Origin of the sequence: Mycobacterium montefiorense (genome assembly GCF_003112775.1) — a bacterium.
GTDB lineage: Bacteria > Actinomycetota > Actinomycetes > Mycobacteriales > Mycobacteriaceae > Mycobacterium > Mycobacterium montefiorense.
On sequence record NZ_BFCH01000007.1, the window covers coordinates 384,003 to 405,523 of the forward strand.

Annotated in this window: 17 protein-coding genes, 1 tRNA gene and 1 pseudogene; 10 read left to right on the forward strand and 9 right to left on the reverse strand. The window is 64.2% G+C overall.

Translation table 11 applies throughout. The features are described 5' to 3' along the window. Nucleotides 1–2: 2 nt before the first annotated feature. From DB708_RS05490 to DB708_RS05510, 5 genes and pseudogenes are all read left to right on the forward strand, one after another. Complete coding sequence (locus DB708_RS05490; RefSeq protein ID WP_108921011.1) at nt 3–242, forward strand: acyl carrier protein; 240 nt, start codon at nt 3–5, stop codon at nt 240–242. Beyond that, a pseudogene (locus tag DB708_RS05495) lies at nt 239–4,470 on the forward strand (AMP-binding protein). Before DB708_RS05490 ends, DB708_RS05495 begins: the two are co-directional and overlap by 4 nt. Nucleotides 4,471–4,509: 39 nt before the next feature. Further along, complete coding sequence (locus DB708_RS05500) at nt 4,510–7,401, forward strand: MMPL/RND family transporter (protein ID WP_235616645.1); 2,892 nt, start codon at nt 4,510–4,512, stop codon at nt 7,399–7,401. Nucleotides 7,402–7,504: 103 nt separating this feature from the next. Continuing rightward, the gene (locus DB708_RS05505; RefSeq protein WP_108920913.1) at nt 7,505–7,789 is read left to right on the forward strand and encodes a hypothetical protein; all 285 of its coding nucleotides are present in this window, start codon (nt 7,505–7,507) and stop codon (nt 7,787–7,789) included. Between the two features lie 9 nt (nt 7,790–7,798). After that, nucleotides 7,799–8,038 (forward strand): hypothetical protein, encoded by a 240-nt coding sequence (locus DB708_RS05510; protein WP_108920914.1) that lies wholly within the window; start codon nt 7,799–7,801, stop codon nt 8,036–8,038. 54 nt (nt 8,039–8,092) lie between these two features. Here the strand turns inward: DB708_RS05510 and DB708_RS05515 are convergent. From DB708_RS05515 to DB708_RS05530, 4 genes are all read right to left on the reverse strand, one after another. Beyond that, nucleotides 8,093–8,166, reverse strand: a tRNA-Met gene (locus tag DB708_RS05515). A 72-nt stretch (nt 8,167–8,238) separates the two neighbouring features. Further along, nucleotides 8,239–8,766, reverse strand: a complete 528-nt coding sequence (locus DB708_RS05520) for a cupin domain-containing protein (RefSeq protein WP_108921012.1) — start codon at nt 8,764–8,766, stop codon at nt 8,239–8,241. A gap of 44 nt (nt 8,767–8,810) precedes the next feature. Next, entirely contained in the window at nt 8,811–9,506 is a 696-nt protein-coding gene (locus tag DB708_RS05525; protein WP_108920915.1) for a nitroreductase family protein, read from the reverse strand. A 10-nt stretch (nt 9,507–9,516) separates the two neighbouring features. Further along, nucleotides 9,517–10,167, reverse strand: coding sequence for an HD domain-containing protein (locus DB708_RS05530; RefSeq protein WP_108920916.1), 651 nt, complete (start codon nt 10,165–10,167; stop codon nt 9,517–9,519). A gap of 105 nt (nt 10,168–10,272) precedes the next feature. Here DB708_RS05530 and DB708_RS05535 point away from each other — a divergent pair, with 105 nt between their 5' ends. Next, entirely contained in the window at nt 10,273–11,244 is a 972-nt protein-coding gene (locus tag DB708_RS05535) for a GlxA family transcriptional regulator (RefSeq protein ID WP_201263423.1), read from the forward strand. 13 nt (nt 11,245–11,257) lie between these two features. Here the strand turns inward: DB708_RS05535 and DB708_RS05540 are convergent, their stop codons facing one another. The 3 genes from DB708_RS05540 to DB708_RS05550 form a co-directional block, all read right to left on the reverse strand. Beyond that, nucleotides 11,258–12,157, reverse strand: coding sequence for an SDR family oxidoreductase (locus DB708_RS05540; RefSeq protein ID WP_108920918.1), 900 nt, complete (start codon nt 12,155–12,157; stop codon nt 11,258–11,260). Nucleotides 12,158–12,163: 6 nt separating this feature from the next. Then, nucleotides 12,164–15,148, reverse strand: coding sequence for a UPF0182 family protein (locus DB708_RS05545; protein WP_108920919.1), 2,985 nt, complete (start codon nt 15,146–15,148; stop codon nt 12,164–12,166). A gap of 71 nt (nt 15,149–15,219) precedes the next feature. Beyond that, nucleotides 15,220–16,242: a YlbL family protein gene (locus tag DB708_RS05550; protein WP_108920920.1), complete on the reverse strand. Its 1,023-nt coding sequence runs from the start codon at nt 16,240–16,242 to the stop codon at nt 15,220–15,222. Nucleotides 16,243–16,320: 78 nt separating this feature from the next. On the opposite strand from DB708_RS05550, the gene DB708_RS05555 reads away from it, so the two are divergent. The 4 genes from DB708_RS05555 (at nt 16,321) to DB708_RS05570 (ending at nt 20,945) form a co-directional block, all read left to right on the forward strand. Then, nucleotides 16,321–17,706, forward strand: coding sequence for a zinc-dependent metalloprotease (locus DB708_RS05555; protein ID WP_108921013.1), 1,386 nt, complete (start codon nt 16,321–16,323; stop codon nt 17,704–17,706). Nucleotides 17,707–17,815: 109 nt separating this feature from the next. Next, nucleotides 17,816–18,577: a C39 family peptidase gene (locus tag DB708_RS05560; RefSeq protein WP_108920921.1), complete on the forward strand. Its 762-nt coding sequence runs from the start codon at nt 17,816–17,818 to the stop codon at nt 18,575–18,577. A 64-nt stretch (nt 18,578–18,641) separates the two neighbouring features. Then, entirely contained in the window at nt 18,642–19,496 is an 855-nt protein-coding gene (locus DB708_RS05565) for a cyclodehydratase (RefSeq protein ID WP_108920922.1), read from the forward strand. A gap of 108 nt (nt 19,497–19,604) precedes the next feature. Beyond that, entirely contained in the window at nt 19,605–20,945 is a 1,341-nt protein-coding gene (locus DB708_RS05570) for a macrolide-binding ATPase MABP-1 (protein ID WP_108920923.1), read from the forward strand. Here DB708_RS05570 and DB708_RS05575 read toward each other — a convergent pair. Continuing rightward, on the reverse strand, nt 20,942–21,211 hold the full coding sequence (locus DB708_RS05575; protein ID WP_108920924.1) for a WhiB family transcriptional regulator: 270 nt from the start codon (nt 21,209–21,211) through the stop codon (nt 20,942–20,944). The genes DB708_RS05570 and DB708_RS05575 overlap by 4 nt on opposite strands. Before the next feature lie 142 nt (nt 21,212–21,353). Then, entirely contained in the window at nt 21,354–21,500 is a 147-nt protein-coding gene (locus tag DB708_RS27195) for a hypothetical protein (RefSeq protein ID WP_165839725.1), read from the reverse strand. Nucleotides 21,501–21,521: the final 21 nt, after the last annotated feature.

Below are 21,521 nucleotides of genomic sequence, written 5' to 3' on the forward strand. Positions count from 1 at the left end.
CGGTGCGGGAACGGATCTTCGATGCACTCCGTGAGGTGCTGTACATCGACGAAGCAGATCTCATCGACGGCGACGCAACCGATCTCCGCGACCTCGGTCTGGACTCCGTTCGATTCGTTCTCCTGATGAAGCAACTCGGCGTGAACCAAGAATCCGAGTTACCGGCCCGACTGGCGAAGAACCTGTCGATCAGCGGCTGGGTTGCGGAACTCGGGCAACCCGAGCTGGAAAAGTCCTCGTGACCGTGCCTGCAGAAGCTTCGGTGGATCGAGTTGCCTTAAGTAAGTCTCAGCAGAACCTCTATAACGGGGTGCAGCACGATAACGACCCCGCTTTGTATCTGATTCGCAAGAGCTATCGATTCCACCCTTTGGAGTTGCCGAAGTTACTGGCCGCCCTGGAAACGACGATTCTCGAAAACCCGGTGCAACTCTGCGTTCTCGAGCCACCACCGGCGGGGGTCGACTATCCAGATCTGGTGCCACGCCTGCAGCCCAGCGACATAGTGCGGGTGCGGCGAGACAATCAGCACCAGACAGAGCACTGCGACGATGAGCTCGAACGCACCTGGTCTCCCAATATCTTCGCCAAGCCACTTGTGCGCTACACCGTGCGGACCGACGAATGCGGTTGGGTTTCGGGCCTCGACGTCCGCACCCATCACATCCTGCTTGACGGCGGCGCAACGGCAATCATCGAGGCCGATCTGGCTCGACATCTCACCACAAACGGCCCAACTGAACTCCCTTGCGTGACAAACTCTCTGCGCAAGGTAGCGGCGGCGAACCTGCTTGAGACGACGAAGGTCGAGGAATCACAGCAGCGTCTCGCGGGCCGCGTCCGGCGTGAGCTTGCCGACGAGGCGCGCCACGGCGGGCACGGCCGGCATTCGTACGACGCTCCCGGGACCACAGCCAAGGGCGTACTTTCCGAATCCGCGCTGATATCCGGCCGCACATTCGATGCGATCCTCGCTCTCTCCGAGACCGAGCAGATCCCACTCAATGTGCTGGTGGCCGCCGCGGCGGTGGCCGTGGATGCGAGCCTGCGTCAGAGCACCGAGAGCGTATTGGTTCACGCGGTGGACAACCGCTTCGGTGATCCCGATCTGAACGTCGCGACGTGTCTGGTCAATTCGGTGGCACACTCGGTCCGGTTTCCGCCATACGCTTCGGTGGAGGATGTCGCACGAGCGCTTGACCGTGACTATGTCAAGGCCGTCAGACGCCGGTGGCTTCGTGAAGAGCACTACCGCCGAATGTATTTGGCGGTCAACCACACACCCCACGTAGAGGCATTGACGCTCAACTTCATCCGCGAGGCATGCGCGCCCGGGCTGCGGCCGTTCTTGTCGGAAGCCCCGGTTGCGACCGACATCGGTCCGGTCGAGGGCATGACCGTGGCCTCGGTTCTAGACGAAAGCCAACGCATACTGAGCGTCGCCATCTGGAACCGGGCCGACCTGCCCGAACCGAAGATCCACCGCGGCGTCGCGAAGCGGATCGCCGCGGCGTTGGAATCGATGCCCGCGCTGTGGAACCAACCTGTCGCCATGATCGTCAACGAGTGGTCCGACGTCGGCCCGGACGGGGCCTGCCACCCACCCGGTGCGGCAGTCGGAACGCACCGAAAAGCCACACCCGCCTGGTTTCTCGAGCCGGCAAGCCAGCAGTTTCTCGAAAGGCGCCGCCACATTTTTCCGTGGGTTGCCTGGCTGGTGCGCAGCGGCGTGGCACCGGGTGACGTCGTGGTGTTCAGCGACGACGACACGGACAAGACCATCGACCTGCTGATCGCGTGCCACCTTGCGGGGTGCGGTTACAGCGTCTGCGACGACGCCGACGACGTTTCCTTACGCGCGAACGCGATTGCCAACTCGGGTGATGGAATCTCGGTGCGGGTGGCCGACACCGCTGCCACCAGTCTCGCGGTGATTCCGGAAAGCGAACTACGAGACTTGGTCGACGCCCGCATCGAACAGGTGGCTGCCGACGACGCGCTCGCCACCAAAACGGCGTACATCATGCCGACCTCAGGGTCGACCGGGCAGCCCAAGCTCGTCCGAGTCTCACACGGCTCACTCGCACTTTTCTGTGATGCGGTCAGACAGGCCTATGGATGGGGACCCCGCGACACCGTCCTGCAATGCGCACCGTTGACATCGGACGTCAGCGTCGAGGAAATCTTCGGTGCTGCGCTGTGCGGGTCCGCGCTGATCCGATCCGCCGCGACGAGAGCCGGTGACCTGGCCGCCCTCGCGCGAGACCTGGTCGCCAGCCAAGCAACTCTCCTCGACCTACCGACCGCCCTCTGGCATCTCCTGTGCGAGGACTGCGACGCGATGGGCGCGATCCGCCGCTCGCGCCTGCGCCAGATCGTCATCGGCGGTGAAGCCGTCCGCCCGAGCGCGGTCGACAAGTGGATCGATTCCGGTTGTTCACAAGGAATCTCGCTAGTCTCGACATACGGACCGACAGAGGCCACCGTTGTCGTCACCCATCTTCGGATCGCCGGCCACAACGCAACCGTCGCCGGCGATGCTCGACTGAGGCTGGGCCGGCCGATGGTTGCCGGCACCGTGTTCATCGCCTTCGGTGAAGTCGTCATCGTCGGAGATCTGGTCGCCTCCGGTTATCTGGGGATCGATGGTCACGGCTTCGGAACGGTGACCACCGCAAACGGCCTGCGATACCGTGCTTTTGCCACTGCCGATCGGGTAGCCATCGACGACGAAGGCTTTCCCGTCTTCGCCGGGCGTAAAGACGCCATCGTCAAAATCTCCGGCAAGCGAGTCGACACCGCCGAGGTGACAAGACGCATCTCTGGTGACCCCGCGATCGTCGATGTTGCCGTCGAGCCACACAACGGCAGCCTGGCGGTGTGGTTCGAATCGCACCGGACCCGCAACGGCATCGAGGACGCGGCGACAGCGGCGCGAATCAGGCTCGTTCTCGTAAGTCTTGGGGTTCATCGTTTTTCGTGCTCGATGTGCCGGCTATCCCCCGGAAGGCAAACGGGAAGGTCGACAGCGAAACCCTACGGGCAATGCCCGAGGTCGTCGACGCTCTGCCGGCCCAGACCGCGGGGGGTGAACGAGCGACTGGCTTGGCGCAGCTGTGGAGTCAGCATCTCGGCAGGGCGGTAGCGCCTGAAACATCGCTGCTCGGCGAGGGAATCGGCTCGTTGGATCTCATCAGGATCCTGCCCGATACACGCAGGTATCTGGGCCGGCACCTCTCGATCTTTGATCTGATCAGTGCCGACACGGCCACCAACTTGGTCTCCGACATCGGCATTGGCGCTCCGACAGATACCTGGATGGACGCCGACACCGCTGCCGAGATAGAACACGATCTCGCCGCGCTGTCGGTGCAACCCCCTTCTCTCGCGGCGACCCTGGCACCCCCCACAAACGGCCCGCCAGACCGGCGCGCGATCGTTGTGCTGGGCGCGTCCGGAATTCTCGGCACTGGGTTCGCCCAGGCGGTCCTGGACCTGCGACGGCTTGGGGCGCCTTCTCCCAAGGTAGTTCTGGCTACCAGATCGACGCTGCCCGAACATGATCCGTGGACGACGCTGCGCGATGTCGCAGGAGTGCGGATTGAACAACTCCCGCCCGAGTTCGGCGCGGCAGAACTAGAAGCCCTGCTTCGCGAGGCTGACGCCGGAGCCGTGGTGAACTGCATCGGCAACACCAATGTGCTGGTGGGATACCGCACGCTTCGGTCGGCGAATGTGGAAATGGTTTCGACGATCGCCGCGGCGTGCGCGACCCGCGGGACGCGACTGGTGCATCTGTCGACGTTCGTTGTGAACGGCCAGGTCACGGTGCCGCGAGTCACCGACCCCCGCAGCGCGCCCTACCCGTATGCGGCATCCAAGTCACTTGCCGAGCTGGCACTGACCACCTCACCGCCGGAACTGGACTTCACGATCGCACGTCTGCCCCGAGTGCTCGGCGACGACTACCAATTGCGCGACTCTGCCGACATTCTGGTTTCGGTCGTCGATGCCTGTATCGCATTGCGGGCCTACCCTTCCGTGACATTGACGGAGGAAGTCACCACGGCCCGAGCCGTCGCGAATGCCATATTGGGTGTGCTGGCAGACGTGGCCGGACCACCCCGGCTGGGACGTGGGATCACCGTGGTGCGCGGTGCAGCGGTGGCATACGCGGATTTTCTGCGCCAATACGAACTCGAAGAGGTCGATCCCCTCGAGTGGAAGCACCGGCTGGATCAAAGCGACTGGGCGAAGCGAAGTCCGGGCAGGTGGTCGGTGCTCGATGCGTGGGTCACGCTGGGGATGAGATTGGGTACCCGGTCCTACGCGGAGTACCTCGCGGACTACCCCACGATCGCCCTCGACGTGGCGTCAGTCGCCGAACTCGATGCGAAGCCTCTGTCGGTTCGGGCGTCTATCGACGCACTCGGCGTAGGCGCTGTATCTCACCACCAGGAAGGTGTCTAGCATGGAAAGCACTGTGGCACACGGAAATATCGCGTGAGCATCACCCATTCCGAACCGTCCGGTGCCATCCATACCAACCGGTCATTCATCGCCAGGACGATCCACACCTTCGCCGTGCCGATCATCCTCTTCTGGCTGGCAGTCGTTGTCATCCTCACCGTATTCGTCCCCCCGCTGGAGGTGGTCGGACAAGAGCGGTCGGTGGCGCTAAGCCCAACGGCAGCACCGTCGTTGGTGGCTCTGAAACGTATCGGCCACGTCTTCAACGAGGGAGAGACCGACAGTGTGGCGCTCATCCTGCTGGAGGGTGACAAGACCCTGGGCGTTGACGCCCACAAGTTCTATGACGCCGTGGTTCGCAAGTTGCGTGCAGACAAGCAGCACGTGGTCGGTGTTCAGGACTTGTGGGGAGATCCGCTGTTGGCGGCGGGTTCGCAGAGCAACGACGGCAAGGCCGCATACCTGCAAGTGAACCTCGCCGGTAACCAAGGCGAGCAGCTCGCCAACGATTCGGTTGACGCGGTCCGTAGCACCGTGGACAGCACGCCGGCGCCGCCCGGGGTCAAGGCCTACGTCACCGGGCCGTCGGCGCTGGCCTCGGATCTGCATCACAGCAGCGACAAGTCCATCGCGAAAATCACCCTCGTCTCCGTCGTGGCAATCTTCGCTATGTTGCTCCTGGTCTATCGGTCGCTTCCCACGGTGATTCTGCTACTGCTGACGGTCGGCGTCGAATTGTCTACGGCACGAGGAGTTGTCGCGCTGCTCGCGCACGGCGGGCTGGTCGGGCTGTCGGCCTTCGCGGTCAGCTTGCTCACTTCGCTGGCGATTGCCGCCGGAACGGACTACGGGATATTCCTGTTCGGTCGCTACCAGGAGGCCCGTCAGGCCGGCGAGGACCGGGAAGCGGCTTTCCACACCATGTATCGGGGAACGGCCCATGTCATCTTGGGCTCGGGCATCACGATCGCCGCTGCGACGTTGTGCCTCAGTTTCGCCCGGATGCCGTACTTCCAAACCCTGGGAATTCCGTGCGCGGTGGGGATGCTGGTCGCGGTTCTCGTCGCGCTGACACTCGGACCGGCCGTCCTGGCCGTCGGCAGCCGATTCGGTCTCTGCGACCCGAAGCGGCGGCTTGACGTCCGTGGCTGGCGACGAGTCGGCACGGTGGTAGTGCGCTGGCCGCTGCCCGTTCTTGCCCTTACCTGCGCGGTCGCCCTGGTCGGCCTGATCAGCCTGCCCGGCTACCGTCCCAGCTACGACGATCGGGCCTACCTACCCAGCTTCATCCCGGCCAATCAAGGCTTGGCGATCGCGGATCGCCACTTTCCCCAGGCACGGATGAAGCCGGAGGTATTGATGCTGGAGTCCGACCACGATTTACGCAATCCGACGGACTTTCTGATCTTGGATAAGTTGGCCAAGGGCATCTTTCACGTTCAGGGGATCTCGCGCGTTCAAGCCATCACCCGACCCGACGGGGCGACGATGGACCACACATCGATACCGTTCCAACTCAGCATGCAAAACGCCGGGATCGCACAGGACATGAAGTTTCAGCGCGATCGGATGGACGACATGCGCAAGCAGGCTGACGAGATGGGCAAGACGGTCGCCACGATGCAGCGGATGTATGACTTGATGATGCAACTTGCGGCCAACACGCATCGGGTGGTGGCCGATACCGAAGAAATGCAACAAATCACGGACGACCTGCGTGATCGCATTGCCGACTTCGACGACTTTTGGCGGCCCATCCGGTCCTACTTCTACTGGGAGAGGCACTGTTACGACGTTGCGATCTGCTGGTCGGTCCGATCGATGTTCGACGCGGTTGACGGCGTGGACCGGATCGACGAGAAACTGAACACATTGGTGGCTGACGTCAAAGGGTTCGATCGGCTGATGCCCGAGATGATCGCCCAGCTGCCACCCATGATCGAGACCATGGCGAACATGCGGACCATGATGCTGACGCTGCACAGCACCATGTCCGGCATTTTCAATCAGATGGACGACATGACCAAACATGCGTCGGCCATGGGTCGTGCTTTTGACGGTTCCAAGAACGACGACTCGTTCTACCTTCCGCCGGAAGTCTTTGAAAATGCCGACTTCCGGCGGGCTATGAGTAACTTCCTGTCGCCGGACGGCCACGCGGCACGCTTCATCATTCTGCATCGGGGTGACCCTGCGTCTGATGAGGGGATCGCGAGTATCGACACGATACGCACGGCGGCCGAGGAGTCGCTCAAGGGAACTCCGCTGGAGAGCAGCAAGATCTACGTCGCCGGAATCGGCGCCGTCTTCAAAGACATTTCCCAGGGCGCCAAATGGGATCTCGTGATCGCGGGCATTTCCTCGCTGTGCCTGATTTTCATCATCATGCTGGTCTTCACCCGAGCCCTGGTGCCTGCTGGGGTGATTGTGGGGACGGTCGCGATGTCGCTCGGCGCTTCGTTTGGGTTGTCGGTGTTGGTCTGGCAGTACATTCTCGGCACCCCGTTGCACTGGCTGGTGCTTGCGATGTCCGTCATCGTCTTGTTGGCGGTGGGCTCGGACTACAACCTGCTGCTGGTTTCCCGGTTCCGACAAGAGATACACGCCGGCCTCAATACCGGAATCATCCGGTCCATGGGCGGCACCGGCAAAGTCGTGACGAACGCCGGCTTAGTGTTCGCATTCACGATGGCGTCGATGATAGTCAGCGACGTGAAGATGATCGGTCAGCTCGGCACCACCATTGGTCTGGGTCTGCTGTTCGACACCTTGATCGTCCGGGCGTTCATGACGCCGTCCATCGCTGCGCTGCTGGGTCGCTGGTTCTGGTGGCCGATCAGGGTGCGCTCACGACCGGCCCGGAGGTCGACCGTGCCCGTCCAAGCCGATCCGTCCGATCGTTCTCTGGTGCCGCAAACGTCAACTTGTTAGTAGCGAATTCGAGTAGTCGACTACGCATGCTTGATGTCGGGCAGCTGCCTACGTTTAAAAGGTGCGGCCACATCGAATCCGCAACCGGTTTCAGGGAGGACGAATGTCTCAAATCATTGGTGACCACAACCCCTTGGTGAACTTCACCTTGAATCCGGGCGCGGGCGTTCAGGTGTGGTGGACCGGCGTCGATGCCTACAACATCGGGTTTCCGTTCCCATCGGCGGTATGGACTCAGTCGAGCCGCGTCGTAGCCGACAGTCACTCGATGGACTGGTCTCGCGGCGCGGGTCCCAGCGGAATCGTGTACACGGTGAATCTGCATGCGGAGGGCAACGGCACGGGTAGCCCGGCCGCTTTCCGAGTCCAAATTGGTCAATTGAGCTGAGGAGGATCCATGAAGCGACTCGTTGTGAGCGACAAAAGCGGACACATCATCGCGACCGGTCCGCATCCAGACGAAAAGCCGAACAGCCACGTGATGTACGGCTTCAACGCACTCGATGGGCAGCAGATCCATGAACTCGAACTGCCCGAGCACGTCAGGACGATCGAGCACGTCGTCGAACTGCATACGACGCACGTCGTCCGGGTGCAGGGCAACAAGGCGACCTTGATGGCGGCAAAGAGCTCATGATTGTCGGCCAAACATGGACGTGGCCCCCGGAGGATCCCGGGGGCCACTCGCTAGTAGCGGGGACAGGATTCGAACCTGCGACCTCTGGGTTATGAGCCCAGCGAGCTACCGAGCTGCTCCACCCCGCGTCGGTGAATGCAAGGTTACCGGCCCGGTGTCGAGCCGACCAAATCGCGGGCTCAGCGGGGGTAACGGAAGGGTCAGTGCGAAGGCGGGTTCAGCCCATACCGCTGCGCGATGTCCTCCATCCAGGCCGGCGACCCGTAGGTCAGCCCGTACTTGTCGGCCAGTTCGCCGAACTCGGGCAACTCATGCAGCGGCGTGCCCACCGGGCCGTCCGCGTGTTCGACGAGCAGCTCGCCGAGCTCCCGGAAATAGTTCTCGAATCCACCCGGGGTGATGATCTCGACGATGCGCCCGGGCTCGTTGCCGGCGTTCCACATCGCGTGCATCTGCCCGCGCGGCTTGGTGATGTAGCCGCCGGGACCGAGCACCACTTCGCTGTCATCGGAGCGGAAGCCGATCTCGCCCGCCAGCACAATCGAATGCTCGTCCTCGCGGGTGTGCCGATGCGCCGCGGTCAGCAAGCCGACCCCAAACGGGTGCTCAACAATGGACACCTCCCCGCCGTTGGTCTGGCCGGAGAGCTTGAACACCGCCCCGAAGCCCGGGAGCGCGACGACGTCGCCCTCCCCCGGCTGCACGACGGTGACCCCGATTTGGTCCATCTGATCCACCTTCCTCGGAAATCCCTTGCGCTGCAATGCCTCGTTCATCCCACCATGGCTGACAGGGTGTTCCGAGGCGGCCAGAGTGGCTGCGGCACTTCGATTCCGAACGGCTTGCCCCAACCGTTTCGAGATGAAACCTCGTGCACCGGATGGCGATTGGCCGCGACGCCCCACTTGCCCGACGGATAACCCAGGGTCAGCATGGCCGACATCTTCCAGCCTTCGGCAACCGGCACGCCCAGTAACTCGTTCACCCTGTCCTCGAAATTGCGGAGCACCATCGTCATGACACCGCCGACGCCCTCGGCTCGGGCGGCGAGCAACACACTCCAGATCGCCGGGTAGATGTTGGCACCGCCGAGGTCGTCGATGGCGAAGACGAATAGCAACAGGGGGATTTCTTCGAAATGGTCAGCCAGGTAATCCCCCGAGCCTTTCATTCGACGCATCGTGTCGGCGTGAGCGGCCGGGTCCGCCCCGGGCGCTGTCGCAACCATCGGTCCCGTGCCCGTTTTGAACTTGTCGTATTCCAGGGCGCGGGCCTGGCGGAACAGCTGGGCGAACTCGCGGATGAGTTCGCGATCGTCAACGGCCAGGAAGTGCCAGCGTTGGGTATTACCCCCGTTGGGAGCGCGAACGGCCGCGTCGAGAATGCGGGCCTGCGTATCCAGCGGAATCGGATCCGGCCGCAACCGGCGCATCATCCTGGTGGTGTAAAGACCTTCATAGATGTCCATTTCGCTGCTCCTATTCGGGCCAGCTGTTGCCCACGATGATGTCGACGAAGTTGTCGCGGATGAATGCGGGGTCGAAGTGCGCAAGTACGTCGTCGTTGACCGTGCCGAAGGTGCTGTGCGGGCGGTGCTTCATCCCGTCGTTGAACGCCGTCAGGATGCGCTGCTTGAAATTCGGGCGCGGATGGACAGCGGTGACTGCGGCAAGAGCCTCGGGTGAAAGCTCGTCGCGGTCGATGCCCAGCACGTCGGTTTCGACACCGGCAGTGACCAGAGCGACTTCGGGTGCCAGGAACTCGGGGATGCCGGGAGTGGTGTGCAACGCGATGCTCAGCCACACCTTGTCGGCGTCGGCCTGATCAACGTCGCGCTCCAACAGGAACTTCCGTGCCGCATTGGCGCTGTCCACCTCGAAGCGCAGCTGCGAAGTCCGGTATCGCTCGGTGAGACCCAGGTCGTGGAACATCGCTCCGGCGTAAAGCAACTCCAGGTTTGGCTCCAGCCCCCGGCGGCGCCCCTGCAACGCAGCGAAGAGGAATACCCGGCGGGAGTGGTCAAAGAGCAAGTCGTCTTCGGCCTCGCGGATGACCTCGGTGATCTCGCGTACCAGTGCAGTGTCGGGTATCGCGATGCCGGCAATGGTGTCCATCAACTGAATATCCATGAGTTGCCTCCTGGTGTGGTCTTGCTAGCGAGTGTGCGACGTCGCGAGCCAACCGGCCTATGTCGTTCCAGCCGTCTTTTCCACAGAAAGGGACACAATGACTTCGTGGCCGAAGCCGGAGCGCGTTCGCGAGTGGTAGTAATCGTCGTCTTCGACGAGGTGACGCTGTTAGACGTCGCGGGAGCGGGAGAAGTGTTCGTCGAGGCCAACCGGTTCGGCGCCGACTATCAGCTCAAAATCGCGTCGCTGGACGGCAGCGACGTGAAGACCTCGATCGGCACCCCGTTGGGTGTCACCGACAGCATCTCGTCGATCGATTCCGCCGACACCGTTCTGGTCGCCGGCAGCGACAGCCTGCCCGGGCGGGCGATCGATCCCGCGCTCGTCGAGGCCATCAGGGCTCTGTCGGCGCGGACCCGGCGCCTGGCCTCCATTTGCACGGGGTCGTTCCTCCTCGCGCAGGCCGGCTTGCTCCGCGGCCGCCGCGCCACCACCCACTGGCACGACACCCGGCTACTGGCCCGGGCCTTCCCCGACACCGCCGTCGAGCCGGACGCGATCTTCGTCCGCGACGGCGATGTCTTCACCTCGGCCGGTATTTCGTCGGGCATCGACCTGGCGCTGGCGCTGGTCGAAATGGATTACGGCACCGAGCTGGTGCGCGACGTGGCCCGGTGGTTGGTCGTCTACCTCAAACGCGCCGGTGGGCAATCGCAATTCTCGGTGCTGGTCGAGGCCGATCCGCCGCCGGGTTCGCCGCTACGTACGGTCACCGATGCGATCACCGCCGATCCCGCTCGCGACCACAGCGTCAAGAAGCTCGCGGCGCGGGCATCGTTGAGTACCCGTCAGCTCACCCGGTTGTTTCAGGCCGAACTGGGGATGACGCCGGCTCGCTACGTCGAGTTGGTGCGCGTCGATTTCGCCCGTGCCGGCCTGGAATCCGGCCGCACCGTGACCGAGGCCGCGCACCTGGCCGGCTTCGGCAGCAGCGAAACGTTGCGGCGGGTATTCGCCAGCCACCTGGGTATCAGCCCGAAGGCCTACCGGGATCGGTTCCGCACGGCCTGCGCGTGAAAGTTGCTGTAGCTCAACTAAAATCGGTTGGTATCAGCAGATCCGAGAGTCCGACGCGATGCAGCATCTCGGCCTTGAGCCGATCGAGTACGGCGAAGCCGACGTCGGCGCCGTCCTGGGACGGATCGATGGTAACCCGGAACGGGCGCTTGCCGAATGGCGTGTCGACCACGTCGACCAACGCGTCCGCAACCTCGGCCACATCGGCGTCGGCGGGCACGATGGCGTTGAAGGCCTGCTGCACTCGGGTTCCGAAGTCCGGATAGGGGCCCTGTTCGTATTCGTCCACCACGGCCTGGTCACCGGGCGTGCCGGCATTGGCAAAGTGGTTGGTACCACTGGTAAATGCGCCGGGCACGATGATCGAAGTCTCGATGCCCCACCGGGTCAGCTCGCGTGCATAGGACACGGCCAGCGAATCCATCGCGGCCTTGGCTGCGAAGTACGGCGCCAGATACGGCGGCGTGCCCCCGGCGGAGCTGCTGCTGGACACCCACACCAGCAGACCTCGCTGCTGGCGTCGCATGTGCGGCAGCACAGCCTTGTTGACCCGTTGTGTGCTGACCACATTGATGTCGTAGAGCTGCGCGATCTGTTCGGGCGTAAACGCCTCGGCCGGGCCGAACACCATGTGGCCCGCGTTGTGCACCAGCACATCGATGCGGCCATTGGCGCTGACAACTTCTTGGATCGCGGTATCAATCGAAGGCTGCGACTGCACATCCATTTCCACGGTCCGCAGGTCGACGCCGTTCTCCTTGGCGAAGTTGCCGGCAGCCTGAACCTGGGATGCGTTGCGGCCCTTGATGTCACGCATTGACGCGTAGACCGTGTGGCCGGCGCGCGCCAACGCTTCGGCGCTCAGCCGGCCAAAACCGCTCGATGCGCCGGTAACCACGATGACGTGACCCATGGCGCGCTACTTGGTGTTGTTGTACTTGGTGATGGCGTCGTCGAGCCGCTGCAGCGCGGCGCCGTAGCCGGCGAAATCACCCTTCTTCTGGGCGTCCCGGGCCGCGTTGATCTGGGTCTGAATGTCCTGTAGGGCAGCGGCTTTGGCCGGCGATAAGGTCGACGATCCGTCCGGAGCGGGCGGCACCGCCGTCGGCGGCGGCGGCGATCCCGGTGGCCCGGCCTGTGGCGTGGGTGGACCGGCAGGCGGGCTCTGCGGCGCACCCCCGTCGGTAGGAACGATCCCCGTCGCGGCCGCACCCGCACCGGGCCCGAACAACCCGGTGAGCGCGTCGCCGACGGTCGGGCCGTAGCCGATCTTGTCGTTGTACATCATCGCAACACGGATCAACCGCGGGTACGACGAGGCGGCATCGCTGGCCCCCGGAGAGGCGTAAACCGGTTCGACGTACAGCAGCCCACCCTGAGCAACCGGCAGCGTCAGCAAGTTGCCCCACCGTATTCGGTTCTGGTTGTCTCGCCCGATCACACCGAGATCCTGGGACACCGCCGGGTCGGTGGTGATCGCGTTATTGGCCAGCTTCGGACCGTTGACCTGACCCGGGATCGTCAGCACCGTGATCTTGCCGTAGGTCGCCGGATCGGAGCTGGCGCTGATGTAGGCGGCGAGATAATCACGCTTGAACCTGTTCATCGCGCTCGTCAGCTGATACGAAGACGTATTGTCGTTCTTCGCAATGTTTTTCGCGACGATGTAATACGGCGGCTGATAGCTGCTGGCTGTCGGGTTCGGGTCCAGCGGCACATCCCAGAAATCCGAAGTGGAGAAGAACGTCACGGGGTCGTTGACGTGATACTTCGCCAGCAGCATCCGCTGCACCTTGAACAGGTCCTCGGGATACCGCAAGTGCTCGGCGAGCTCGGGGCTGATGTCACTCTTGGGCTTGACCGTCCCCGGAAAGACCTGCATCCAGGCCTTCAGCACCGGATCCTGCTCGTCTTGCTGGTAAAGCGTCACGGTCCCGTCGTAGGCGTCCACCGTGGCCTTCACCGAGTTGCGGATGTAGGAGACCTGCTTGTCGGGACCCAGCTTGTTGAACGCCACCTCGGTCGAGTCGGCGGTCGCGGATTCCAAGGAAGTCAGCTCGGAATACGGGTAGTTGTCCAACGTGGTGTAGCCGTCGATGATCCACACCAGGCGCTTGTTGACGATCGCCGGGTACACCGAGCTGTCGGTCGTGAGCCACGGCGCCACCGCCTCCACCCGCGCTGCCGGATCGCGGTTGAACAGAATCTTGCTGTTGGAGCCGATCACGCTGGAAAACAGGAAGTTTCGCTCGGCGAACTTGGCGGCGAACACGCTGCGGGATAGCCAATCGCCGATCGGGACTCCCCCGATCCCGGTGTAGGTGTAATTCTTGGTTTCGGTGTTGGTCTCGTAGTCGTATTCGCGGTCGGCGCCGCTTTTCCCGACGATCGCGTAGTCGGCCGAGGTGTTGGAGATTACGGGTCCGAAGTAGATACGCGGTTGATCGAGCGGTGCCGGTCCGTCGGACACGACGCTGCCGTTGGCGCCGACGACGTTGGCGAGAAACTCCGGGTAACCGCCGTTTTGGGTGGGATCGTTGGCGATGCCACGCACCGTGTTGGCCGGAGACGCGATGAATCCGTTGCCGTGGGTGTAGACGGTATGCCGGTTGATCCAGTCGCGCTGATTGTCGATAAGCCTGTCCGGGTTGAGTTCTCGGGCCGCGACCACGTAATCACGCAACGAGCCGTTGCGATCCAGGTAGCGGTCGATGGACAGCTGGTCGGGGAAGTAGTAGAAGTTCTTGCCCTGCTGGAACTGGGTGAAGGCCGGGCTGATGATCGTCGGGTCGAGCAACCGGATGTTCGAGGTCGTCGCGCGGTCGGCCGCGACCTGCTGGGCGGTGGCCTGGCCGTCGCCGCTGTAGTTGCGATACGTCACCTGATCGGACGTCAGCCCATACGCTTCCCGCGTCGCGGTGATACTTCGGCCGATGTATTCGCTTTCCTTTTGCGCGGCATTAGGTCTCACGCTGATCTGCTCGACGATCAACGGCCAGCCGGCGCCCACGATCAACGACGACAGCAACAACAGAACCAGGCCGATCGCCGGAATCCGCAAGTCGCGCAGCACGACCGCGGAAAAGACCGCGGCGGCACAAATCACCGCGATCGCCATCAGGATCAGCTTCGCCGGCAACACCGCGTTGATATCGGTGTATCCGGCACCGGTGAACGGCTTGCCGCCGCGCGTGTGCGACAACAGCTCGAAGCGGTCCAGCCAATAGGCAAGGGCCTTGAGTAACACCAGGGTGCCGATCAGGCTGACCAGCTGAATCCGCGCCGAGCGACTCAGCGCGCCGGTACGGCCGGACAGCCGGATGCCGCCAAAGATGTAGTGCGCCAGCAGGTTCGCCACGAACGCCAGGAACACCGACACAAACAGGTAGCTGAGCGCCAGCCGATAGAACGGCAGCTCGAATGCGTAGAAGCCCAGGTCCTTACCGAACTGCGGATCCCTGATCCCAAAGTCTTGGCCGTGCAAGAACAGCTGAATGCGCACCCAGTAGCTCTGCGCGATGATGCCGGCCAGCAGCCCGATCGTCGCCGGGACACCGATGGCGACCAACCGCAGCCGCGACATGACCGCGGTGCGATATCTGGCCACCGGATCGTTGTCGTTGCTCGGGACGAACACCGGGCGGGTGCGGTAGGCCACCGCAAGCCCGGCGAACACGATGCCGCCGACCAGCAGGCCGGCGATCAGGAACACCACGATGCGGGTCACCAGGACGGTAGTGAACACCGAGCGGTACCCGAGCTCCCCGAACCACAACCAGTCGACGTAGGCGTCGATGAGTCGCGGGCCGGCAAGCAGCAACGCGATCACACCAAGCGCGATCAAGATCAGAATCCGGCTGCGCCGGGTCAGCTTCGGCATCCTTGCGGTGGGCCGCATCCCCACTGGCTACGCTCCCTGATCAATGTGGCCGGGACGGTCACAACTGTACGCACCGCAACACGCGGAATCGCAGGCTAACAACTCGGTGCCTGACCTCCTTGTTGGATCGCGTGTAGCGCGTCCACGGCTTGACCGAGAGTCTCTACCTTGATCAAGCGCAAACCGTGCGGGTTGTCCGAGGTCGCTTCATAGCAATTCTTAGCGGGCACCAGGAATACCGTGGCGCCCGCTTCCTGGGCGGCCACCATTTTGTGCGTGATGCCACCGATCTGGCCGACCTTGCCGTCGGACGTGATCGTTCCGGTCCCCGCGATAAACGTCGAGCCGGCCAGATCGCCGGTGGTCAGCTTGTCGACGACCGCCAGGCTGAACATCAGGCCGGCCGACGGCCCGCCCACGTTGGCGAGGTTGAAGTCCACCGAGAACGGCGCCCACGGCGCATCGAGCACCGCGACACCCAGGAAGCCGTAGTCGCGGTCCTTGTTTGTGCCCAGCGTGATCTGCGCGACGCCGGCCGGTTCGTTCTTGCGACGGAAGTCGATCGTCACCTCCTGGCCGGGCTTGGTGTTCTTCAGCAATCCGGTGAACTGCTCGACATTGACCACCGGGGTGCCGTTGACCGCGTCGATCGCATCACCGGCCTTCAGCTTGCCCGTCGATGGACCGGTGTCGGTGACGGTCGCGACGGTGACCGCGGGTGCGAATTTCAGATAGCCCAGGGCGGCATAGGCAGCGCTGTCCTCGGAATCTTTGAAGTCGGCGGTGTTGGCCTTGTCGACGTCGTCGCGGGACTTGCCGGGCGGGTAGATCAGATCGCGCGGTACCAGCTGTTCCTGGCCGGAGAACCACAGCGTGAGGGCTTCGCCCAGGGTCAGATCGTCGCGCTGGGACACCGTCGTCATGTTCAGATGGCCAGTGGTCGGGTGGGTCTGGGTGCCTTCGATCGCGACCACCTGCTTGCCGTCTACCTCACCAAGCGTGTCGAAAGTGGGTCCGGGGCCCAGCGAGACAAACGGCACCGTCACCACCGCGAGCAACACGCCGAAGACCAGAATCGGCACCAGCGCGACCATCAAGGTGAGAATCCGCCTGTTCACGCCGCTTACCCTAACCGGACACCGCTGCGGCTCGTTCAGCTACAAGCGTGACGGCGGATGGATCCTTCTGTTCCCGCGGTGGGTACCGTTGGGGTTATGGCTGACCTGCCTTTCGGCTTCAATTCCGGAGAGGACCCCGAGCGCGACAAGCACGGGAAGAACGATCCCGAGTCCGGCTCGGGCGCGTCAGACCCGCTCGGCGCATTCGGCATGGGCGGGGATTTCAACATGGGTGACCTGGGCCAGATCTTCACGCAGCTGGGTCAGATGTTTTCCAACGCGGGCACGATGCCCGGCGGTGGCACCCCGTCGGGACCCGTCAACTACGAACTGGCCCGGCAGGTCGCGTCCAGCTCGATTGGATTCGTCGCTCCGATCCCCGCCGCGACGAACTCGGCGATCGCCGACGCGGTACACCTCGCCGACACTTGGCTCGACGGCGTCACCGCGCTGCCCGCCGGCACCACCAAGGCGATCGGCTGGAGTCCCAGCGACTGGGTGGACAACACTCTGGAGACCTGGAAGCGGCTGTGCGACCCGATGGCTCAACAGATCTCGACGGTGTGGGCGTCTTCGCTGCCCGAAGAGGCCAAGGGCATGGCAGGCCCGCTGATGGCGATGATGTCGCAGATGGGCGGCATGGCGTTCGGCTCGCAGCTGGGCCAGGCCCTGGGCCGGTTGTCCCGGGAGGTGTTGACGTCAACCGACATCGGTCTGCCCCTGGGCCCCAAGGGCGTGGCGGCGATCATGCCGGAAGCTGTCGAAGCGTTCGCCGCCGGACTCGAGCAGCCCCGCAGCGAGATCATGACGTTCCTGGCCGCCCGTGAGGCCGCCCACCACCGGCTGTTCAGCCACGTTCCCTGGTTGGCCAGCCAGCTGCTGGGCGCCGTCGAGGCCTACGCGATGGGCATGAAGATCGACATGAGCGGGATCGAGGAGCTGGCGCGCGACTTCAACCCCGCCTCGCTGTCCGATCCGGCCGCGATCGAAAACCTGCTCGGCCAAGGCGTTTTCGAGCCCAAAGCAACGCCCGCGCAGACCCAGGCGCTGGAACGGCTGGAGACGCTGCTCGCGCTGATCGAAGGCTGGGTGCAGGTCGTCGTGACCGCGGCCCTGGGCGACCGGATTCCGGGCGCGGCCGCACTCAGTGAAACGCTGCGCCGACGTCGCGCCAGCGCAGGCCCGGCCGAGCAGACGTTCGCCACGCTGGTCGGCCTGGAGCTGCGGCCGCGCAAGCTGCGGGAGGCCGCCGCATTGTGGGAGCGCCTGACCGAAGCCGCGGGAGCCGACGTCCGTGACCGCGTGTGGCAACACCCCGATCTGTTGCCGGGCGCCGAGGATCTCGACGAGCCGGCCGGCTTCATCGACGGGGTCATCGGCGGTGACACCTCCGGTATCGACGAAGCGATCGCGCGACTCGAGCAGGACGACTCGGGTTCTGACGGCGGCTCCGCGGATAACTGATCAGGCCGGCTGCCGCCTTATTGGAATTGTGTTAAATTCAGCCCCCGCTGTTTGCTGAGCGGTGCTAGTTTGTCGACCAACCAATTGTCCGACTGGCCTTGGCGGCAACATGTTCAACTCCCGGATTGCAACCGCGCTGCGCACTGCTTTGGTTTGCGCGTCTGTCGGCGTGGCCAACATTTCGTTGGTCTCGGCGTGCGGTACGGCGCCGCCATCGGTGCACGCGACGACGTCACCTGCTCCCCCCGCCGGCAGCACATCGGGCAACCCGCCCGCGACGGCCAAGGCGAGCGCCAGCGGTGTATACGGCGACCCGGCGGCGGCCGCCAAGTATTGGGTGCAGCAGTCGACCGAGGACACTTGTGGGCTGGCTTCGGTGGCCGACGTCGTCGGTGAGGTCACCGGCAACGCTCCGACGGAGCAGCAGATCATCAAGGTGGCACAGAACACTCCCTCGTCGATCCGCGACGGCCCGATCTACCTGCCCACCGGCGACCCCGGCCACGAAACCGAGAAGGGTGGCATCGATGCGGCCGACACCGTCGTGCTGCTCGAGCACTACGGCGTGAAATCGCGCATGACCTGGGACAAAAACCCCGACGAGGTGACTCTGCCCGCGCTAGAGGGGTACCTCGGCGCCAACCGTAAGCTCATTGCCTGGGTCAATGGGGGAACCATCTTGGACAGCAACGATCAGCGTAAAACGGCCGATCACTTGCTCGTTGTCACCGGGATCGACACCAACAACGAGACCGTTCACCTCAACGACCCCTACGCCGACTCCGGCGACACGAAGGTCAGCATCGCGAGATTCATGACCGCTTGGAAAACCGGGCAGCAAACGGTCATCGTCACCGCGCCGACCAGCTGACCCCCGGCGGCTCTGTGGATAACTGATCGAGGCAGCTGCCACGGCCGTGGCACAGTCTGGATCCATGCCGAGGGCCGCTGTCTACGCACTGGACCCGGCGATGCCGGTGCTACTGCGCCCCGACGGCGCCGTGCAAGTGGGCTGGGATCCGCGGCGTGCAGTGCTGGTTCGTCCGCCACGTGGGTTGGCCGCCTCGGCGCTGGCGGCGCTACTGCGCTCGATGCGATCACCCGTGGCGATCACCGAGCTGCAGCGCCAAGCGGTCGAGCGCGGGTTGTCCGACGCCGACGGCCTGGCGCACCTCGTCACGCAGCTGATCGGCGCCGGCGTGGTGACCCGCGGCTGCCGGCAGACCGGCGGGCGGGCGGCATCGATCCGCGTCCACGGCCGCGGGCCGCTGTCGGACCTGCTGATGGAGTCGTTGCGCTGCTCGGGCGCCCGGATCGCGCACAGTAGCCAGCCGCATGCCGCGGTGTCGCGAGCCGCCGTCGATCTGGTGGTGCTGGCCGACTACCTGGTCGCCGACCCACGTATGGTGCGCGACCTGCACACCCAGGGCGTTGCGCACCTAGCGGTCCGGGTCCGAGATGGCACCGGGCTGGTCGGGCCGCTCGTCATCCCCGGCGTCACCAGCTGCCTGGGCTGCGCCGACCTACACCGCAGCGACCGCGACGCCGCGTGGCCGGCGGTCGCCGCCCAGTTGCGCGAGACCGTCGGGGTGGCCGATCGAGCCACCCTGCTGGCGACCGCGGCGCTGGCGCTCAGTCAGGTGAATCGCGTGATCGCCGCGGTGCGCGGGCACGACGCGGGGCCTGATCCCGGGCCCCCGCAGGCTTTGAATGCCACCCTGGAATTCGACCTCAACGCCGGCGCCATCGTCACCCGGCAGTGGGCCAGGCATCCGTTGTGTTCGTGCTGATGGAGCCGGTATCCGAGCGGTCAGAAAAGCCCGCCGCAACGTGACCACCGGTCGCCCTGACACCCCACTGTTGCCTAGATCAACCCCGGCACCCCCCTGCCGTCATGGATGATGGGTGTTGTGTCTGAGATCAAACGGGGGCGCGCTGCGCGCAATGCGAAGCTGGCCAGCATTCCTGTCGGGTTCGCCGCGCGGTCGGCGCTGGGCTTCGGTAAACGGCTGACCGGTAAGTCAAAAGACGAGGTCCAGGCCGAATTGTTGGAGAAGGCGGCCAACCAGCTGTTCACCGTGCTCGGTGAGCTCAAGGGCGGGGCGATGAAGGTCGGCCAGGCCTTGTCGGTGCTGGAAGCCGCCATTCCCGAGGAATTCGGCGAGCCCTACCGCGAAGCGCTGACGAAGCTGCAGAAGGACGCCCCGCCGTTACCCGCCGAGAAGGTGCACCGCGTGCTCGACGCGCAGCTGGGCACCAAGTGGCGCGACAGGTTCAGCTCGTTCGACGACACCCCGGTGGCCTCGGCCAGCATCGGCCAGGTGCACAAGGCGGTGTGGTCTGACGGTCGTGAGGTGGCCGTCAAGATCCAGTACCCGGGCGCCGACGAGGCACTGCGGGCCGACCTCAAGACCATGCAGCGGTTGGTCGGAGTGGCCAAACAGCTCGCACCCGGCGCCGACGTCAAAGGCGTGGTCGACGAGCTGATCGAGCGCACCGAGATGGAGCTCGACTACCGGCTAGAGGCCGACAACCAGCGCGCATTCGCCAAGGCGTATCAGGACCACCCGGACTTCGCGGTGCCACACGTGGTGGCCAGCGCGCCCAAGGTGGTGGTCCAGGAATGGATCCAGGGCGTGCCGATGGCCGAGATCATCCGCGACGGGACCCGCGAACAACGCGATCTGATCGGCACCCGCCTCCTCGAGCTCACTTTCGATGCGCCACGACGGCTGCAGATGCTGCACGGCGATGCCCACCCGGGCAACTTCATGCTGCTCGATGACGGCCGGATGGCCGTCATCGACTTCGGCGCCGTCGCGCCCATGCCCGGTGGCTTTCCGATCGAACTCGGAATGACCATTCGGTTGGCCCGCGACAAGAACTACGACCTGCTGCTGCCGACGATGGAAAAGGCCGGCTTCATCCAGAAAGGCCAGCAGGTGTCGGTGCGCGACATCGACGACATGCTGCGCCAGTACGTCGAGCCGGTCGAGGTGGAGGTATTCCACTACACCCGTAAATGGCTGCAGAAGATGTCCACCATCGAGTTCGACCGGTCGGTGTCGCAGATCCGGACGGCCCGGCAGATGGACCTCCCGCCCAAGCTGGTGATCCCGATGCGGGTGATCATGTCGGTGGCCGCGATTCTGTGCCAGCTCGACGCCCACGTGCCGATCAAGGCGCTGTCGGAAGACCTGATCCCCGGGTTCGTCGAGCCCGACACAGCCGCCATCTAGGCGGCAACCGCACCCTTGCGGGGGCGTCCGCGCGGACGTTTGTAGCCCACGACCGAGCCCCGCTCGAATATCTCGCCGCCCCAGACGCCCCACGGTTCGGCACGGTCCAGTGCAGCCGTCAAGCATTGCCGCCGGACCGGGCAATCCGTGCAGAGCGTCTTGGCGCGCTCCAGGTCGGCCGGGGTCTCAGCGAACCATAGATCGGGATTGCCGGCGTGACATGGCACCGCCGGCTGCGGCTGTCTGGGGACTGTCAATGCCGACATGTCCTGCTCACCTACTTCCTGGTTGGGTGTCCTTTTCGGTGATCCGGACCAGGTTGCGGGCTTTGAAAAAATTCAGGTCCCAAAAACTATGGCCACGGATCCTTGTGACTTCGGGTCCGTGGCCATTTGAAATTCGGGCTGATTACGTAGTTCCCCGATCCACGGACGCGTCAGTCGCGGCGGCGCGATGCTTTACACCGGCCGCCGGTACGGCGGCGTGGGTGGCATGGGAGGTCCCCGCGATCAGCGCCGCGCCGGCCACTACTACCGCGAACGAGTCGTTGATCATCGTGGCCACCTCCTCTCGCCT

Excerpts from the sequence above, each read along its gene's own strand:
- DB708_RS05525 (WP_108920915.1), bottom strand. The coding sequence starts at position 9,506 with ATGGACATCTATGAAGGTCTTTACACCACCAGGATGATGCGCCGGTTG.
- DB708_RS05540 (WP_108920918.1), bottom strand. The coding sequence starts at position 12,157 with ATGGGTCACGTCATCGTGGTTACCGGCGCATCGAGCGGTTTTGGCCGG.
- DB708_RS05510 (WP_108920914.1), top strand. The coding sequence starts at position 7,799 with ATGAAGCGACTCGTTGTGAGCGACAAAAGCGGACACATCATCGCGACC.
- DB708_RS05575 (WP_108920924.1), bottom strand. The coding sequence starts at position 21,211 with ATGTCGGCATTGACAGTCCCCAGACAGCCGCAGCCGGCGGTGCCATGT.
- DB708_RS05530 (WP_108920916.1), bottom strand. The coding sequence starts at position 10,167 with ATGGATATTCAGTTGATGGACACCATTGCCGGCATCGCGATACCCGAC.
- DB708_RS05520 (WP_108921012.1), bottom strand. The coding sequence starts at position 8,766 with ATGGACCAAATCGGGGTCACCGTCGTGCAGCCGGGGGAGGGCGACGTC.
- DB708_RS27195 (WP_165839725.1), bottom strand. The coding sequence starts at position 21,500 with ATGATCAACGACTCGTTCGCGGTAGTAGTGGCCGGCGCGGCGCTGATC.
- DB708_RS05570 (WP_108920923.1), top strand. The coding sequence starts at position 19,605 with ATGATGGGTGTTGTGTCTGAGATCAAACGGGGGCGCGCTGCGCGCAAT.
- DB708_RS05565 (WP_108920922.1), top strand. The coding sequence starts at position 18,642 with ATGCCGAGGGCCGCTGTCTACGCACTGGACCCGGCGATGCCGGTGCTA.
- DB708_RS05505 (WP_108920913.1), top strand. The coding sequence starts at position 7,505 with ATGTCTCAAATCATTGGTGACCACAACCCCTTGGTGAACTTCACCTTG.
- DB708_RS05560 (WP_108920921.1), top strand. The coding sequence starts at position 17,816 with ATGTTCAACTCCCGGATTGCAACCGCGCTGCGCACTGCTTTGGTTTGC.